The 14,949-nt window shown below is 62.6% G+C and carries 12 protein-coding genes and 1 pseudogene; 2 read left to right on the top strand and 11 right to left on the bottom strand.

The window, feature by feature from the left end; translation table 11 throughout:
• Positions 1-3: 3 nt before the first annotated feature.
• The 3 genes from pstA to VGD45_RS14725 all read right to left on the bottom strand — a co-directional run bounded on the left by pstA (position 4) and on the right by VGD45_RS14725 (position 2,986).
• On the bottom strand, positions 4-954 hold the full coding sequence (pstA, locus tag VGD45_RS14735; RefSeq protein WP_331156082.1) for a phosphate ABC transporter permease PstA: 951 nt from the start codon (positions 952-954) through the stop codon (positions 4-6).
• Positions 954-1,877, bottom strand: coding sequence for a phosphate ABC transporter permease subunit PstC (gene pstC / locus VGD45_RS14730; protein ID WP_331156081.1), 924 nt, complete (start codon positions 1,875-1,877; stop codon positions 954-956). Before pstC ends, pstA begins: the two co-directional genes overlap by 1 nt.
• Positions 1,878-1,981: 104 nt before the next feature.
• On the bottom strand, positions 1,982-2,986 hold the full coding sequence (locus VGD45_RS14725) for a PstS family phosphate ABC transporter substrate-binding protein (RefSeq protein WP_331156080.1): 1,005 nt from the start codon (positions 2,984-2,986) through the stop codon (positions 1,982-1,984).
• Positions 2,987-3,256: 270 nt separating this feature from the next.
• On the opposite strand from VGD45_RS14725, the gene dapE reads away from it, so the two are divergent.
• Entirely contained in the window at positions 3,257-4,402 is a 1,146-nt protein-coding gene (gene dapE / locus VGD45_RS14720; RefSeq protein ID WP_331156079.1) for a succinyl-diaminopimelate desuccinylase, read from the top strand.
• Here the strand turns inward: dapE and VGD45_RS14715 are convergent, their stop codons facing one another.
• From VGD45_RS14715 to VGD45_RS14680, 8 genes are all read right to left on the bottom strand, one after another.
• Complete coding sequence (locus VGD45_RS14715) at positions 4,403-4,903, bottom strand: disulfide bond formation protein B (protein WP_331156078.1); 501 nt, start codon at positions 4,901-4,903, stop codon at positions 4,403-4,405.
• A gap of 3 nt (positions 4,904-4,906) precedes the next feature.
• Positions 4,907-5,656, bottom strand: a complete 750-nt coding sequence (phoU, locus tag VGD45_RS14710; RefSeq protein WP_331156077.1) for a phosphate signaling complex protein PhoU — start codon at positions 5,654-5,656, stop codon at positions 4,907-4,909.
• 110 nt (positions 5,657-5,766) lie between these two features.
• Positions 5,767-7,128, bottom strand: coding sequence for a putative porin (locus VGD45_RS14705; protein WP_331156076.1), 1,362 nt, complete (start codon positions 7,126-7,128; stop codon positions 5,767-5,769).
• A gap of 223 nt (positions 7,129-7,351) precedes the next feature.
• Entirely contained in the window at positions 7,352-8,686 is a 1,335-nt protein-coding gene (gene phoR / locus VGD45_RS14700; RefSeq protein ID WP_331156075.1) for a phosphate regulon sensor histidine kinase PhoR, read from the bottom strand.
• 3 nt (positions 8,687-8,689) lie between these two features.
• Positions 8,690-9,385, bottom strand: a complete 696-nt coding sequence (gene phoB / locus VGD45_RS14695) for a phosphate regulon transcriptional regulator PhoB (RefSeq protein ID WP_331156074.1) — start codon at positions 9,383-9,385, stop codon at positions 8,690-8,692.
• A 421-nt stretch (positions 9,386-9,806) separates the two neighbouring features.
• Positions 9,807-10,478: a tRNA (adenosine(37)-N6)-threonylcarbamoyltransferase complex dimerization subunit type 1 TsaB gene (tsaB, locus tag VGD45_RS14690; RefSeq protein ID WP_331156073.1), complete on the bottom strand. Its 672-nt coding sequence runs from the start codon at positions 10,476-10,478 to the stop codon at positions 9,807-9,809.
• 8 nt (positions 10,479-10,486) lie between these two features.
• Positions 10,487-12,493 (bottom strand): ATP-dependent DNA helicase, encoded by a 2,007-nt coding sequence (locus tag VGD45_RS14685; RefSeq protein WP_331156072.1) that lies wholly within the window; start codon positions 12,491-12,493, stop codon positions 10,487-10,489.
• Positions 12,493-12,966 (bottom strand): hypothetical protein, encoded by a 474-nt coding sequence (locus VGD45_RS14680; protein ID WP_331156071.1) that lies wholly within the window; start codon positions 12,964-12,966, stop codon positions 12,493-12,495. The genes VGD45_RS14685 and VGD45_RS14680 overlap by 1 nt, the downstream gene beginning before the upstream one ends.
• 159 nt (positions 12,967-13,125) lie before the next feature.
• Here VGD45_RS14680 and VGD45_RS14675 point away from each other — a divergent pair.
• Positions 13,126-14,895: pseudogene (locus VGD45_RS14675) on the top strand (phosphoenolpyruvate carboxykinase (GTP)); the annotation flags it as partial.
• Positions 14,896-14,949: the final 54 nt, after the last annotated feature.

Raw genomic sequence — 14,949 nt, 5'->3', positions numbered from 1 at the left:
GGATCACCAATTAATCTTTTTACGGAAGCGGTAGCGGATCCAGATGGCGACCGCATTCATGATCAAGGTCATGCCGAGCAGGATCGCGCCGGCCGCGGCGGCATTGGCCTGGAAGGCCTGGTCGGGCCGCGACACCCAGTTGAACATCTGGATGGGCATGGCGGTGAACGGATCGTTCAGCCACTGGAACGAAATGAACGGGAAGTCGCTGGTGAACGGCGACGACGGCAGGAACGCGATGAAGCTCAGCGCGCCGATGGTGATGATGGGCGCCGTCTCGCCGATGGCGCGCGACAGGCCCAGGATCATGCCGGTGAGAATGCCGCCGGTCGAATACGGCAGCACGTGATCCTTGGTGACTTCCCAGCGCGTCGCGCCCAAACCGTACGCCGCCTCGCGGATCGACTTCGGCACAGCGCGAATCGACTCACGCGTGGCGACGATCACGATGGGCAGGATCAGCAGCGCCAGCGTGAGACCCGCCGCCGCGATGCTCTGCCCCAATCCAAACTGATACACGAACAGGCCCAGCGCCAGCAGGCCGTAAACGATGGACGGCACGCCCGCCAGGTTGGTCACGTTGATCTCGATGATCGCCGTGAACCAGTTCTTCGGCGCGTACTCTTCGAGATAGATCGCCGCGGCCACGCCGACCGGCACCGCGCAGAACGCCGTCACCAGCATGATCAGCGACGTGCCCACCCACGCGCCCAGGATGCCGGCGCGCTCGGCGCGACGGGACGGGAAGTTGGTGAAGAAGTCCCAGCCGAAACGCTGCGAACCGTCGATCACCAGATCGAGGAACAGCACGGCGAGAATGCCCAGACAGGCCAGCATCAGAATCAGGCCGACGACCACGAACACCTGATCCAGCATTTTCCGGCGCGACAGACCCTGCCGGATCAATTCCGGATTCAGGTACGCCGGCACATTGCCGTGAGGAATGCTAGCCATCAGTACGCCTCGCGGAACTTGCGGGTGAGCGAGAAGCCGATCACGTTGAACACCAGCGTGATCAACATCAGCACCAGGCCGGCGGCAAAGATACTTTGATAACCGATGCTGCCGTGGGGCAGATCGCCGAGGCTCACCTGCACGATGTACGCCGTGATCGTGGCGGCCTGCTCTCGCGGATCGAACGTGAAATTCGGCTGCATGCCGGCGGCGATGGCGACCACCATCGTCTCGCCGACGGCGCGCGAGATGCCGAGAATGAAAGCGGCGGCGAGACCGGAGAACGCGCCCGGCACGACGACGCGCAACGCCGTCTGTAACCGTGTCGCGCCCATGGCATAGGAACCTTCACGCATGTAGCGCGGCACCGCGCGCATCGCGTCTTCGCTCACCGAAGCGACATAAGGAACGATCATCAGACCGATGACCAGGCCGGCGCTCAACATATTGAAGCCCGGCAGCTCGGGGAAAATCTTTTGCAACAGTGGCGTCACGGCCATCAGCGCGAAGTAGCCGTACACGACGGTCGGCACCGCGCCCAGCAATTCCAGAATGGGTTTCACTGTTTCGCGCAGGCGATGTGACGCGAACTCGCTCAAGTAAATCGCGATGGCCGTGCCCACCGGGACCGCCACGCACAGCGCCACCATGGTCGTGGTGAGAGTGCCCGCGACCAGCGGCAGGATGCCGTAGTGCGCGTCCGCGAACAGCGGCGTCCACATCGTGTCCGTGAGGAAGTCTTTCAGCGAGACGTGCTCGAAGAACGCCGCCGACTCGATCAACAGAATGGCGACGATGGCCAGCGTGGTGAACACCGCGACCAGCCCCGACGCGAGCAGCAACGACTCGATGATGCGGTCACGGACCTTGCGATAACGCAAGCCGCTGCGCGAAATCAAGTCTTCGGATTTTGTACCCGCCATAATTACCGCTAATTCCGCGCCCGCGAAAAGGGCGCCATTGTAGTGGCATGGCGCCCCGTAGCCCAGACTTGGGCCCCATTTGGGGCCCATACCCGATTGATTTTTTAGAGCTTGCCTTCGCGCGCCAGCAGGGCGTCGATGGTCACGCCCACTTCCGGCACGCCGCCGAACACCGTGCCCATCTTGCGCTCGGTGAAGTGTTTCAACGCCACCTTGTAAGCCTCGGCCGGCAGCGGGACATAACCCACTTCCTTGGCCAGGTCGGCGCCCTCGGTCAGATAGAACTGGATGAACTCCTTGATCTCGGCGCGGGCAGCGGCCGTGTCACGCACGTAGATGAAGAGCGGGCGGGACAGCGGCTCGTAGGAGCCGTCGTTCACGGCCTCGATGCTCGGTAACACTTCCTTGCCCTTGCCATTCACGATCGGCACCGCGCGCATCTTGTCCTTGTGCGCGATGTAGTACGCGTAACCGAAGTAACCGATAGCGTTCTTGTTGTTCTCCACACCCTGCACCAGCACGTTGTCGTCTTCGCTGGCGGTATAGTCGCCCCGGCTGGCCTTGGCCTTGCCGTTCACGGCTTCGGTGAAGTAGTCGAACGTGCCCGAGTCGGCGCCGGGGCCGAACAGCATCAGCTGCTGCGCCGGATAATCCGAGCGCACCTGATTCCACTTGGTCACGCGCTGCTGGGCCGACGGCTCCCACATCTTCTTCAGATCCGCGGGCGTCAACGATTTGACCCAGGTGTTCTGCGGGTTCACCACGACGGTGAGCGCGTCAAACGCGACCGGCAGCTCGATGTACTTGATGCCAGCGGCGGCGCAGGCAGCCATTTCTTCCTTCAGGATGGGGCGCGAGGCGTTGGAGATGTCCGTCTCGCCACGGCAGAAGCGCTTGAAGCCGCCGCCCGTGCCGGCGATGCCGACGGTGACGCGGACCTTGCCCTTCTTGGAGATCTGGAATTCCTCGGCGACCGCCTCGGCGATCGGGAACACGGTGCTCGAGCCGTCGATCTTGATGACGCTCTGAGCGTGCGCGAACTGCGGCGCGGCCACCGCCGCGAAGCCCGTCAGGAACACTGACGCGCCCAACTTGTGCCACAACTTCATGGACTTGAACCTCGTTAAAGGAAACAGGACTAACACTGCAATTGCTGGTTGCCGCGCAGTGTGAAGACCTTCCATGACAGTCGTATTACAGCCAGCAACATTCCGACCGGAAGCCGTCATGAAGACGTAACACACGCTTCCGGGCGGTCGTAAATTGCTGACACCGTAATGACTTAGCGGACGCACTTGCGAGCCGGGGCAACCCTGGATATAAGACCGCGCCCGCCTTAGCCCTTGTGCTGTTGCCTCTCTGCCCTGGAGTTCACGCCCTTGCCGACGCCCGCCGACGACCCGACGCTGCTCCTGACCCAAGACCTGATCCGTCGTCCCTCCGTCAGCCCCGAAGACCAGGGTTGCCTGCAGCTGATCGCGCAGCGGCTCGAGGCCGTCGGCTTCCGCATCGAGCGCATGCCGTTCGGGCCGGTGGAGAATCTGTGGGCGCGACATGGCAACGAGCGTCCCCTGCTCTGCTTCGCCGGCCACACCGACGTGGTCCCGACCGGCCCTCGCGAAGAGTGGGCGACCGATCCGTTCGAGCCGGTCATCCGCGACGGCATCATGTACGGGCGCGGCGCGGCCGACATGAAGAGCGGCCTCGCCGCGATGATCACGGCCACCGAGCGCTTCGTCACCAAGCACCCCGACCACAAAGGCACCCTTGCCTTTCTGCTGACCAGCGACGAAGAAGGCCCGTCGGTCGACGGCACCCGCCGCGTCATGGAAGTGCTGGAAGCGCGCAATGAAAAAATCGATTACTGCGTGGTCGGCGAGCCCAGCAGCACCGAGCGGCTCGGCGATGTCATCAAGATCGGCCGCCGCGGCTCACTCTCCGGCAAGCTGACGGTTCACGGCGTCCAAGGTCACGTCGCCTACCCGCACCTCGCTGACAACCCGGTGCACGCCGTCGCTCCTGCGCTCGCGGAGCTTGCCGCGCGCACTTGGGATAAAGGCAACGAGTTCTTCCAGCCGACGACCTTCCAGATTTCGAACATCAGCGCCGGCACCGGCGCGCCGAACGTGATTCCCGGCGAGCTCAAGGCTCGCTTCAACATCCGCTTCTCCACCGAGCAGACCGTGGAGAAGCTGCAGTCGACCATCACCGAGATCTTCAACCGGCACAAGGTCAACTACACGCTGGAGTGGTTCGTGTCGGGCCTACCCTTCTTCACCGCACCGGGCGCATTGTCCAAGGCGGTGGTGCAGGCGATTCAGGAGAAGGTCAATCGCACGCCGGAGCTGTCGACCACCGGCGGCACGTCGGACGGTCGCTTTATCGCGCCGACCGGCGCGCAAGTCGTCGAGCTGGGCGTGCTCAACGCGAGCATTCACAAGGTCAATGAGAACGTTCGCGTCGATGATGTCGTCACGCTCTCCGGAATGTATGAGCGTGTGATGGAGCTGATGCTAGCGAAGTGATTATTTCGGCCGGGCGGCGATATTCACGATCGCCGCCGAGGTGCCGAGCACCACCAGCGAGATCAGCACCCACCAGGGCATGGACAGACCGAGCAAAGTCCAATCGACCTTGCCGCACTCGCCCGAGCCGGTGAGCACTTTGTTGATCACTTCGGTGACCGGCAGGATTTCCAGCAGATAATCCAGGTCCGCGCCGCAGGCAGCGACAGAACCCGGCGGCTGCGCCTGGATCCAGATGTGACGGGCGGAAATAGCGATGCCGACCAGCGCCGCCAGGTCGATCAGCACGCCGTACGCGATCGATCCTTTCCCTGACGACGGATTGTGAATCGCGGCGATCAGGAACAACACGCCCACCGCCATCACAGCGACGCGCTGGAAAATACACAACGGACACGGCGCCAGACCGAGCACGTGCTGCGCGTACAGCGCGTAGCCCATGAGAGCCACGCAAGCGAGGAAGCCCAGCGCGTTCGCCGCGCGACGATTGATGGTCAGCATGGATCAGCGGGCGGGCGGTGCGTCTTGGGGCCGCTGCGAACGCGACTGCAAGTGCTTCTCCACGTCTTCCATGGACAGATGGCGAATGTCCTTGCCGTGAACCATGTAGACCACATATTCGCAAACGTTCTTGGCGTGGTCGCCAATGCGCTCCAGCGCGCGCGCCACCCACAGCACGTCCAGCGCTCGGCGGATGGTGCGCGGATCTTCCATCATGAATGTGATGCACTGGCGCTGGATGGCTTCGTACTCCTCGTCGATGAGGCGATCTTTTTTCGCGATGGCCACGGCGCCATTCGGATCGAGCCTGGCGAAGGCGTCGAGCGATTCATGCAGCATGTCGCCGACCAGGCGGCCAAGATGTTTGATTTCGCGATAACGGTCCGCCGGACGCTCCACCGCCGCGAGGCGCGAGCCGATGTAGCCGATTTTTTCCGCCTCGTCGCCGATGCGCTCGAGGTCGGTGATGGTCTTGATGACGGCCACGATCAGGCGCAGGTCGGAGGCCGCCGGGCTGCGTGTCGCCAGGATGCGGCTGCAGTCGTCGTCGATGGCCACTTCCATGGCGTTCACTTTCTGATCGCCGCGCGCCACCTGCTCGCCCAGGCGGCTGTCGCCCTGGACCAGCGCCGCGACCGCCTGCTTGAGCTGCTCCTCGACGAAGCCGCCCATTTGCAGCACGTTGGTGCGCACGCGCTCGAGGTCGTCGTTGTAGCGACTCAGAATGTGGTGCGAAAGATCGGACTTTTCCATGCGGGTCTTGACCGAAATTCAGGCTCGTTTGAGGGCCCTGGCTGTATACCCGTCGCGGCAGCCGGCCGCAAGTTCGCCCGACTGCCGCTCGAGGTGGAGGAATACGCGGTTCAGAACTTCACGTTGAAATCGACCTGCAGACGGTCGTAGTCGATATCCAGCTGGCCCGCGCTCGTCGGTGCGTCGATGTTCCGCTTGTTGAGGAAATACGTCGCATTGATGAGCCAGTTACGCACGGGCGCATAGCCGGCGCGCACCACCCAACCTTCGGAGTCCGACACGCCGTTGGCGAAGTCGGAGTCGATCAGCTGCGCGAACAACGCGTCTTTCTCGATGACCTGATAGAAGGCGCCAAGTTCCCAGGTCCGATAATTGGACGCCTTGCCTAACAGCACGCCGGCCGACCAGGCGGTGTCCAGATCGTCCGCATCCTGGTTCTGCGCTACGTCCGCCCAGACCTGGAACGGCGTCTGGCCGAACATGGTGTTGAACTCGGCGCTGAGATTGACGACTTCGTAGTCATAGCGCAGCACCGCCGTCGACGTGCCGTTGAGCACGACGGTGTCCGTCGTGTTGCCGTTCGAGCCGTTGTAGAACGGCGCGCGCCCCTGCCCGGCGCTCAGATCGTAGTAATGAGCGGCGAGCATCAGACTGTTCTGGCCGATGGGCAGTCGCGTGCCGATCTGCAGACCGTGCAGCATGGTGTCCGCGGTGAGGTTGGTCTCCGGGCCGGAGGTTTCGGTGAGCCAGTAGTTATAGGCGGTGCCGAAGAACATGCCGCCCTGGAAATTCACCGCCAGACCTTCGGGATTGATGTCGTTGTCCCAGAACAGGCTCTGGCCGGGCTTCAGGAACGGCTGCTTCATCTTGCCGCCGATCAGGTTGCCCCAGGTCGCGAACTTCCAATCGAAATACGCGAGATCCAGATCGAGGCTCTTGCGTGAGAACACGCTGGTGAGCGACTGGTTCGACGAACGCGGATCGTTGCCTTCGGCAGTCGCGAAGCCGATGCCGACCGTGATGTCGTCCGTCGCCTTGACGGTCGCATTCAAGCGCGCACGGATGCGATCGCGATAGCGGTCGGCGGTCTGCACGCCGCTGCTGCTCAAGGTTTCGTCGCTGATCATTTCGTAGCGGTAACGCATGTCGCCGGTGATGGCGACCTTGCCGGCCCAGTCGGCGCCTTTGACCTTGCCAACTTCCACCGCCTGCTGCGCGGCTTCTTTCCGCAAGCCTCGTGCTTCCGACTTCAGGTAATCGTCGTTGGCCTGCAATTTCTCGTCGGCCGCCTTCAGGTTTTCATTCTCGGTCTTGAGCTCGGTGTTCTCCTTCTCGAGCTTGTCGACCCGCTGCATGAGCGCTTCGAGCTGCTCGCGAATCTGCGCCAGCTCGTTGGGGCTGGCCGCATGGGCGCCCATGGAGGCCATGGAAAGTGCAGTCGCGACGGCGGCTGCGACGACAAGGTTCTTCACGAGTGCTCTCTCCGTTCGTTGCTAGGGAAAAGGACCCTGCGGATAGGCAGGGATACCCCAGATGAGTTGTTCACGGGGGAGCGTTATACGGAGGAGTTATTACAGTTATGTTTCAGTCGGTGCTTTGCGACGACGAAAATGACAACTCGGTTACCGTGATATTGCAGCCGGAGGTTGGGCGAGCCGCAGGCGCGGCTGCCCGCTCATAAACGAAATTGAGTTTTTAGGCGGTGGCGAGAACGCCGGCGCTGCGTGGAATCACGCGTGAGCGCGGGAAATGACAGGTGAACGTACTGCCCACGCCTTCCTTGCTCTGGATCTGCAGCGTGGCGTCGTGCCGCTGCAAGGCGTGCTTGACGATGGCGAGGCCCAGCCCGGAGCCGCCCATGCTGCGCGCCCGGCCCGGATCGACGCGATAAAAACGTTCAGTCAAGCGCGGAATATGCTCTTCGGCGATGCCGACGCCGGTATCGCGGACCGACAGATGCGCGCCCGCCTCGTCCGTCCACCAGCGCAATTCGATCTCGCCCTCCGGTGGCGTGTATTTGACCGCGTTGGTGATGAGATTCGATGCGACCGAATGCAGCTCCGATTCCACGCCTTTCAGCAGCGCCTCGCTGTCCAGCTGCAACCGAACATTGCGTGGATGCTGATCGAGCGCCATCACTTCCTTGCGCAACAAGGCCAGCATGCCGGCCATGTCCACCGGGTGCTCTTCCTGCGCGTGCTCGCCCGATTCGAGCTTCGACAGCTCGAGCAGATCCTTGATGATGGTCCGCATGCGCTCGGCCTGACGACGCATCTCCAGCACCGGCGTGTTCCAGGTGGGATCGAGATGGTCGTCGTCCGCCAGCGCATCGAGGTAGCCGCTGATGACCGTGAGCGGCGAACGCAGCTCGTGCGAGGCATTGGCGACGAAGTCCTTGCGCATGGACTGCAACTGCTGCTCCTGACTCACGTCGCGAATCATCAGCAGCTGGCGCTCGGCGGTGCCGGTGCGCACGACGTTGAACGCGAGCCAGCGATCGGTTTCCAGATCCTGCACCAGGGCGCCGTCGCTGGGATGACCGGTCTTCAAGTACTCGACGAACACCGGATGCCGCACCAGGTTCTCGATGCGAATGCCCACATCGCGTTTCTTCCGCAGCCGCAGCCAGTCGGCCGCGCGACCGTTGAACCAGAGGATTTCATGATCCGGGCCCAGCAGCACCGCACCCTCGGGCATCGCAGTCGTCAGGCGGCGGAACTCACGCAGCAGCCCGGTCACCCGCGCGCGGTGAAACTGCTTGCGTCGATAAATGCGGCTGATGATGGTCACCACTTCTCCCCACACCCCGCTGATGTCGGGCGGCGATTCGACCCGGCGGTGGCGCAGCCAGAACTCCAGGCGCAGCACGTTCCACAGCTGCACCATCGAATAAATGCCGAAGGTGATCGCCAGCGCCAGGGCGACGCGGCCGGCCATGAGGCCGATCAGAAAGGCGACCGCCAGCGCGATGCCGAGCCGGGTGATCGATTGCCAGCCCGACGGCGAAAAGGCGCTGAGTTCCTTCTTCAACGGCTACTCCGCGCGCGTTGAGAACCTGTACCCCGAGCCTCGCACGGTCTGAATGAAACGGTCGTAGTTAAAAGCTTCGAGCGCCTTGCGCAAGCGACGGATGTGCACATCGACCGTTCGTTCTTCCACATAAACATTGCCGCCCCACACGCGATCGAGGAGCTGAGCGCGACTGTACACCCGCTCAGCATGCGTCATGAAGAAGGACAGCAACCTATATTCCGTCGGGCCCAGTTGCACCGTGCGCTCGCCCACCGTGACGCGATGGCCGGCGGCGTCCAGCACCAGCCCTTCGGCTTCGATGATCTCCTCGCCCGTACCGTTGGTCGACCGGCGCAATACGGCGTTGATGCGAGCCAGCAGCTCACGCGGCGAGAAGGGTTTGGTCACGTAATCGTCCGCGCCGCTGTCGAGGCCCATCACCTTGTCCTGCTCCTCGGCGCGCGCGGTGAGCATGATCACCGGGACTTCCTGAGTCTCCTTGTCCCGCTTCAGTGCACGCGTCAGCTCGAGGCCGCTCATGTCGGGCAACATCCAATCGATGAGCACCAGATCCGGCCGCTGGTCGGCGATGCTGGCGCGGGCCGCGCCTACGTCGGCAGCTTCGCGGACCTCGAAACCACTGCGTCGCAATCCGAACGCAATCATTTCGCGGATCGGCCGCTCATCCTCGACGATCAGAATCTGCTTGTTAGCCATGTAAATTAAGCAAAAATGACGACGGTCCCTGCAGATCCACGCCACAAATTCAAGGACATGGATGAACGGGGCACATTACAGCAACGAAGTATTACAGTCCCATGACGCGCTGGGCGAAAAATGCTCCGGACATGACAGAGCTGCGAACCAAGACCCCCCAGAAGGGGTTTGTTGCGAAGTCTTTACAGTGGCGCCGCCGCTGATTCGGCATGCCGGAAGACCCACCCCCTACCCCCTCCCGCGTACGGGAGGGAGAAATTATTTTTATTTTCTTCTTGAGGCGAGGAAGCGCCACCGCCCCAATAGCGTTCGAGCCCGGTCCCCTCTTTGAGAAAAAAATGAAAAACTATCTTCCCCCTCCCGGACACGGGAGGGGGTTAGGGGGTGGGTCTTCAGGCATGTCAAATCAACGGCGCGCCATTCAAGGGCTTTTGACGTGAGCGACCTGGTCGCGAACATAAACCGGCTCGGCTTCCGCCGCCGGCTTGCCGCGCCCGGCTCGGAACTCTGACTCCGCCAGCAAAGCGATGTCACTCGCCAGGGGTAAGGTCGCTTCATGAACGACACGCCCGGCCGTCGCCAACCGTGATTGCAACCGGCCATAAGCTTTGAAGCCCGTGCCCGCCAGCGTCGTGTAATCCCCTTCCGGTACTGTGTCGGGCGCATCGACCCGCTCCGGCGCGAGCGGCGTGACCAGCTCACTGCCCGCCTCACGAACGAAGCTCGACCAGTACACCTGCTCCATCCGCGCATCCATGCAAACGAGCACTCGATCGCCAGGTCGTGCGACCTGTTGCGCGACTGCCGCCAGATTGGAGATCCCAACAGTCTTCAGCCCCACTCCGAACGCGAGCCCCTGAACGACGCCGACCGCGATTCGCACGCCAGTGAAAGCCCCGGGTCCGCGCCCGTAGGCAATGCCATCCAACTCGCCCAGCTTCACACCACCTTCATTCAACACCGATTCCACCATCGGCAGAACGAGATCGGCATGCCCGCGCGGCTGCTCGCTGACGCGCTCGATGACCCGGCCGTCGAGGCGCAGAGCGACGGAGCAGCGTTCGGTGGCGGTATCGATCGCAAGGAGACGCATTTAGTGAATTACCAATCGATCACGGCGGAAGGATTCATAGCATCCGGATCGGGCGCCAGCCCGATGGCGCTCAGCCTCTCATATAAGAACTGCTGAACATCGACGAGGTTCTCGGTGCGCGGCATGGAAGGCAGGCTGTCGAGGAAGATCCGCCCATAGCCCTTGGTCCGCACGCGTTCGTCGCACAGCATGATCACGCCGAAATCGTTCGGATCGCGCATCAAGCGGCCGACGCCTTGTTTCAACGTGATCACCGCGTGTGGAATCTGCTCTTCGAAAAATGCGTTGCCGCCGCGACGCTCGATGGCTTCGAGACGCGCCTTGAGCACTGGATCGTCGGGCGCGGCAAACGGCAGTTTGTCTATGATGACCACCGACAGCGCGGCGCCTTTCACATCGACGCCTTCCCAGAAGCTGCTGGTGCCGAGTAGAACCGCATTGCCCCGCTCTCTGAACTTGGTCAACAAAACTTCCCGAGGCGCGTCGCCTTGAACCAGCACGGGAAACGGCAACGCCGGCCCCAGCCGCGCGAGTAACAAATCCGCGGCTTCGCGTAGCGCGCGATGACTGGTGAACAACATGAACGCGCGCCCGCCACTCGCTTTCAATACGGGGATCGCGGCGTCCACCACGCTGACGGTATGCCGCGGCGATGACGGTGGCGGCAGTCCCTTCGGCAGATACATGAGCGTTTGCGACTCATAATCGAACGGGCTGCCGAAACGCGCGGTGCGCGCATCCCGCATGCCGACACGCTGCATGAAATGATCGAAGCTCTCGCCGATCGCAAGCGTCGCGGACGTGCACACCCAGGCTGCCGAATTCGCCTGCACCAGATTCCCGAGTTGCTCGGCCACATCGAGCGGCACGAGATGAAACGACACGCCCTGCCCCGTCCCTCGGCCGGTACTTTGCGCCCAACGCACGCTCGGCACTTTGCTCTCGGCGTCGGCTTCGATCATCGAGCTGAGGCGGTTCGCCAGCTCGATACTGCGACGGCGTAGATTCGTGAGGCCAGTGCTGTCCTTGGCGGCCTCCGTGAGCGATTGAGTCAGATCGTCCAGCGTCTGACGCAAGTTGGCGAGCGCATCGAATGTGAGCGACGGCCAGTCCTTGAATTCGCAGCGCTCGCGCTTGGCGCCGAGCGAGTCCTGCAAATCGATGAGTTGCCTGTCGATGGTCTGCGAGAACGCCGCGGACACCGACTGCTGCGGCCCGCTCAACAGCAACTCGCTAGCGAGATCCTTCGCGAGCGATTGCAACTGGCGACTGGAAACGGTGAAACCGAGAAAGTTCGCCGCCACTTCCGGCAGCTGATGCGCTTCGTCGATGATGATGGCGTCCGCGCCGGGCAGCAGATCGCCGAACCCTTCTTCCTTCAGCACCAGGTCGGCCATCAACAGATGATGATTCACCACGACGATATCGGAGCCCTGCGCTTTACGACGCGCATTGACCACGTGGCAACGATCGAACACCGGGCAATCGGGACCCAGACAGTTGTCGCGCGTGGAAGTAACCCATGGCCACACCGGGTCGGACTCGCTGAGTTGCGCCAGCTCCGAGATGTCACCTTCTTTTGTGACATGCGCCCAAGCTCTGACACGGCCCAGCGCCGTCGCCACTTCCCGCCGCAGGCCGCGGTCGGCGGCTTGGTGTTCAGCGAGATCGAGCCGATGCAGGCAAAGGTAATTCGCGCGTCCCTTTAATAAGGCGACTTGTGCCGGCCGCCCGATCGCGGCGGACACCGTCGGCAGGTCGCGATGGAACAATTGATCCTGCAGGTTGCGCGTGCCGGTCGAAACGATCACTCGTCGCCCCGACAACAGCGCGGGCACCAGATAAGCAAAGGTCTTGCCCGTGCCGGTGCCGGCCTCGACGATCAAGCGACCGTTCGAACGCAGCGCCTGCCACACCTGCTCGGCCATCGCGATCTGCTCGTCGCGCGTCGCGAAGCCCGGGATCGCCGTCGCCAGCGGTCCGTCCGAGCCGAAAATTTCTTCGAAGTCCTGCATCAGTTGAAGGTAGCGCGAAAGCGAGCGAGGGCAGTGGCTCCCGGCGCGAGCGGGTTTCGCAGTCGCCATCGGATATGGGTGTAGCGCGCTGGCGGTGCTCGCGTGACGCCATCGGAGAGTTTCAGGTCCTCGGGCCGCGCGAAAGTCTGGCCGCCATCGATGGAGAACTCCACGTCCGCGCCCGGCCCGGCGGCCGACCCGACCAGGTAAGTCGTATTCGCAGGAATCAGCTGACTCACCTGGACCTTATTGGCAAACACCGGCGTTGGGTTGGTGATTCGCACCGTGTAGTAGATGACCTGGCCCTGCGCCAGCTTCGTCGCCGGGACCATGCGAAACGTCGGACGCTCCGCCGTCCCGCCCGTTTCGCGGACCTCCGCGACCAGCTGAGTGCGCAACTCGACCGCTTCGGTGGCGTCCACCACGGTGGCGACCGCTGTCATCAGACAAGTGACTAGAACTAGGAATTTCATTCAGTTACGAGCGATTCCGACACTCATTTCGCAGCCAGACATTGCGTTGCGTCGGCGACTGGCGTCAACCAAATCGACAAGCCATGCAGCGCGAAACGCGCTGGGTATAATCACTACCACTAATACATCTATGAGTTTTCATGAACCCGCGAGGTTGCCGCTGTAATGACCACGTCTAATGCATCGCTCAAACGCTGGGTCGACGAAGTCGCCCGCCTGACCCAGCCTGCATCGATTCACTGGTGCAACGGGTCGGATGCCGAGAACACCGCCCTGATCGATGCGATGCTCAAGAGCGGCGATCTTATCAAGCTCAACCAGGACACCCATCCCAATTGCTATCTGCACCGGTCGAACCCGTCGGATGTGGCCCGCGTCGAGCACCTGACCTTCGTCTGCACGCGCAATAAGGAAGACGCGGGTCCGAACAATCACTGGATGGATCCCACCGAGGCGCACCGGAAGATCGACGATCTGTTCGCCGGGGCCATGAAGGGCCGGACCATGTATGTGATCCCGTACTGCATGGGCCCGATCGATTCGCCGTTCGCCCGTTGCGGCGTCGAAATCACCGATAGCCCCTATGTAGTCGTGAACATGCGCCTGATGACGCGCATGGGCGACGCGGCGCTGAAGCGCATCGAGCGCGAAGACAAATTCGTGAAGGGCCTGCATTCCATCGGCGACCTGGATCCGGACCGGCGTTTCATCATGCACTTCCCCGAAGAGCTCACCATCAAGAGCGTCGGCTCGGGCTACGGCGGCAACGCCCTGCTCGGCAAGAAGTGTCATGCGCTGCGCATCGCCAGCTGGCAGGCGCGCGAAGAAGGCTGGCTCGCCGAGCACATGCTGCTCATGGGCCTGCAGAGCCCCGAAGGCAAGACTCATTACGTAGCCGCCGCCTTCCCGTCCGCGTGCGGCAAGACCAATCTCGCGATGCTGGTGCCGCCCGCCTCCATGCCGGGCTGGAAGATCTGGACGCTTGGCGATGACATCAGCTGGCTGCATGTCGATGCCGAAGGTCAGTTGCGCGCCATCAATCCCGAGTCTGGTTACTTCGGCGTCGTGCCGGGCACGAACCGCAAGACCAACTGCAACGCTTACGACATGATCCAGCGCGACACCATTTTCACCAATGTCGCGGTGACAGCTGACAATCAGCCGTGGTGGGAAGGCCTCGAGAGCGGCACGCCTGCCCTCGATTGGCAAGGCAAGCCGTATAAGCCCGGCAATGGTCCCGCCGCTCATCCGAACTCACGCTTCACGGTCTCCGCGAAGCAGAACCCGATTTACTCGACGCTCGCGGATGCTCCGGAAGGCGTCCCGATCTCCGCCATCCTGTTCGGTGGTCGTCGTCGCGAAGTCGCTCCGCTCGTTTATGAAGCGCGCAACTGGGCGCACGGCGTGCTCGTCGGCGCCGGCATGGCTTCCGAGACTACTGCAGCAGCCGTTGGTCAGATGGGCGTCGTGCGTCGTGACTCCATGGCGATGAAGCCGTTCGCCGGCTACAACTTCGCCGATTACTGGAGCCACTGGCTCAAGCTCGGCAGCGGCAAGAATGCCAGCAAGCTGCCGAAGATTTTCCACGTCAACTGGTTCCGCCAGGACCGCAACGGCAAGTTCATGTGGCCGGGCTTCGGCGAAAACCTTCGCGTGCTGCGCTGGATCACCGATCGCTGCGAAGGCAAGGTCAACGCGATCGAAACGCCGATCGGCTTCTTGCCACGCAAGCAGGACCTCGACGTCTCCGGCCTCGACATGGATCCCTCCACGCTCGAGACCCTGCTGTCCATCGACGCCGGCTCGTGGCGCCAGGAAGTCGACGCCATCGGCAAGTACCTGGACGAGTACGGCAGCCGCGTGCCGAGTGAGCTGCGGGAAGAGCTGAAGGGCGTGGCGAAGAGATTGGAGGCGGCGAACGCGGCGTAACACAGCTTCGTTGCCGACCTAAAGGCGGCGATGCGCAGGTGTCGCCGCCGCTCG

It is taken from the genome of Steroidobacter sp. (assembly GCF_036402275.1).
Classification (GTDB): Bacteria; Pseudomonadota; Gammaproteobacteria; order Steroidobacterales; family Steroidobacteraceae; genus Steroidobacter.
Note: the sequence above shows the minus strand (reverse complement) of the source record. Positions and strands in the feature narration are given on the sequence as shown.